The 2,334-nt window shown below is 66.9% G+C and carries 2 protein-coding genes; both read left to right on the forward strand.

Going from position 1 to position 2,334, the window contains the following annotated elements:
• Positions 1-557 precede the first annotated feature (557 nt).
• A complete protein-coding gene (locus AC3EUJ_RS37060) occupies positions 558-1,784 on the forward strand; it encodes an ADP-ribosylglycohydrolase family protein (protein ID WP_431969384.1) in 1,227 nt (408 codons plus the stop codon).
• Between the two features lie 266 nt (positions 1,785-2,050).
• Positions 2,051-2,334 (forward strand): hypothetical protein (locus AC3EUJ_RS37065; RefSeq protein ID WP_431969386.1); only part of this gene is annotated, 284 nt, incomplete at its 3' end.

The raw sequence follows: 2,334 nt of genomic DNA on the forward strand, positions 1-2,334 counted from the left end.
ACAACCACGAAACCCCAGGTCACAACCAACATCTGAGATCTCTACCGAACCCGGAGCGGTTCACTTCACCGGGTGGGGGAGTGCGCGGTGCCCCATCGAGAGCTTTCCTCCCTACTGAATGACGAGTGGTTCGGCCGGTGCCCGAGGCGGGGAGGGCCGGTGGCGGCACACGGTAGTGCAGACCTCTGCCCTACTGTCACCGCCTGGAAGAGCTGCTCATGTGGGAGTGCTGTGACCAGTGGTTGTGCACTTTGATTGACTGCTCTGGTTCCGCTGCGAGGCTGTCTTCCTGTGTGTACCTGCTGGCGGTGTGGTGACGTTGGCGTGCATTGCTGCTGGTCAGTTAGGCCTGTCGTGTCGTGGCTTCGGGGATGCTCAGGTCGTTTGGCTGGTGCGCAGTTATAACGGTTCGTCCTTGTGGCGGTCATGGTGCAGCCCCCGGCCGTTACCCCGGGCAACGCGACGGTCTTGCTCCTGCCGGTCCTGAGCCGCGGACGAGGTGGTATCACTGCTGTTCTTGGAGAGCGCGGCATTGCGCGTTGTTGGAGGGGGAGCGTATGGCGCATGGTGAGCAGGGCCAGGACGGGGTGGAGGTGGATGACGAGCAGTACCAGCCCTACCACCTGGGCGGCATCGTGTGGGATCCGCCTCTCGTGCTCACTCCCGAGCAGGAGCGTGCGAAAGAGGAGAAGGAGCAGGAGCACCGGAGGAAGTTCCTGCGGAACAGGGCGGAGTCTCGAGTACGGGGGATGCTGCTTGGTCTGGCGGTGGGGGAGACGCTGGGGGCCGCCGGGGGCAAGGTGCCAGCCGACGGCCCGTTGCGGGCCGGGGTGAGTGCCCAGTTGGCTTGCTTCACTGCGGAGGGCACCATCCGTGCGATGGTCCGTGGCAAGCACAAGGGCATCTGCCATCCGGCGTCGGTGGTTTGGCACGCGTACTGCCGGTGGGCGGCCCTGCAGGGCATCGAGGCCGAGCGGATGAGGCGGCGCTGGGCTCCCTTCGACACCGAAACGGCGTGGCCGGACGGCTGGCTGGCGCAGGTATCTGTGCTGGCGGAGCGGCGCGGCTCCGCGCCGGCGACGGTGGCGGCGCTGTCGAAGGTCGAGCAGGGCACCCTGGAGCGACCGGCGACGGACAGCCGTGGCTACCACGCTCTGACCCGTACCCTTCCGGTTGCCGCGGTTGCCGTCTCGGATCTGGGGTACTGGACCGAGCAGGCGCGAGAGTTTGCCGCTTTGACGCACGGTGACGCGGCGGCGCACTCCGCCGCAGCCCGCGCGATCGTGCTGGTCCACCACTGCCTGACCGGCAACGGGGTACGGGATTCACTTCAGACCGGGCTCTCCGTTCTTCCCTCCCTTGACCGGGGCCTTAGCGACGACGAGCACGGGCGGCTCGCTGCAGCCCTCCGGCAGGCCGTTGCTCAGCCCGCCGACGCCGGACAGCTCGCTCAGCTCGCACCGGAGGCCACGGCACCGGCAGCACTCCTCGGCGGGCTCTATGCCGCAGCCTCCTTCCCTGACCGTAGCGACGTCGAGAGCGCGCTGCGCTTCGCGGCCGGCGCACCGAGCGGTGCCTCGGTCGCCTGTGTGACCGGCGCCCTGCTCGGGGCGGCGCACGGTGTCGAGGCACTGCCGAGCGGCCTGGTGAGCCGCCACGAACTGGCCTGGGTTCTCGATACCCTGGCCCGCGACCTGCTGAGCGAAGCCACCGACTCGCCGAGCGGCGGCGAGTACGTTGGGGGCTGGGACCCGAACTGGTGGAACCGCTATCCGGGAGGGTGATTCTGCCGGCGGCCACGTACGGCGGATGCACTGCTGCCACCTGTGAGCGCAACGCGGTCCGTTATTCCGGCCCCGGAGGAGTTCCTGTGGGAGCGGCCTCGAGGGACGGGGCCAGTTGGGAACGAACTTGCTGAAAGCACACATGCAGTCGACGAGCCGGTTCTAGGCTGGGGCCCTCACCTTTCAACGTGGGGTTTCAGAGACGCCCCGACCACCCCGGTGGTCGGGGCGTCTCCCACTCTTCGGCCAACCTGGAGGCGCTGATCATGGATGTAAACCGAGTTCTCGAAGCGCTTGAGGCAGGCGAGTTCGACAGCGTCAGCCACACATATCAGCCCTATGACGGCTACGGGAACCAGACCCATCAGGTTGCGATGAGCGTCTCCGGTGGCACCATCGAGGTCTCCAAGACCACCAGCGGGAAGTTCTTCGACGGGAAGGAGAACACCCGCTACTCCGAGACCAGCACGGACTATCTGACCGGCATGGATGCGGTGGACTTCATCGCCCAGCGGCCGTACTACTTCTCGCAGGTTCGCCCTGACCTCTT

This window comes from Actinacidiphila sp. bgisy160, assembly GCF_057707815.1.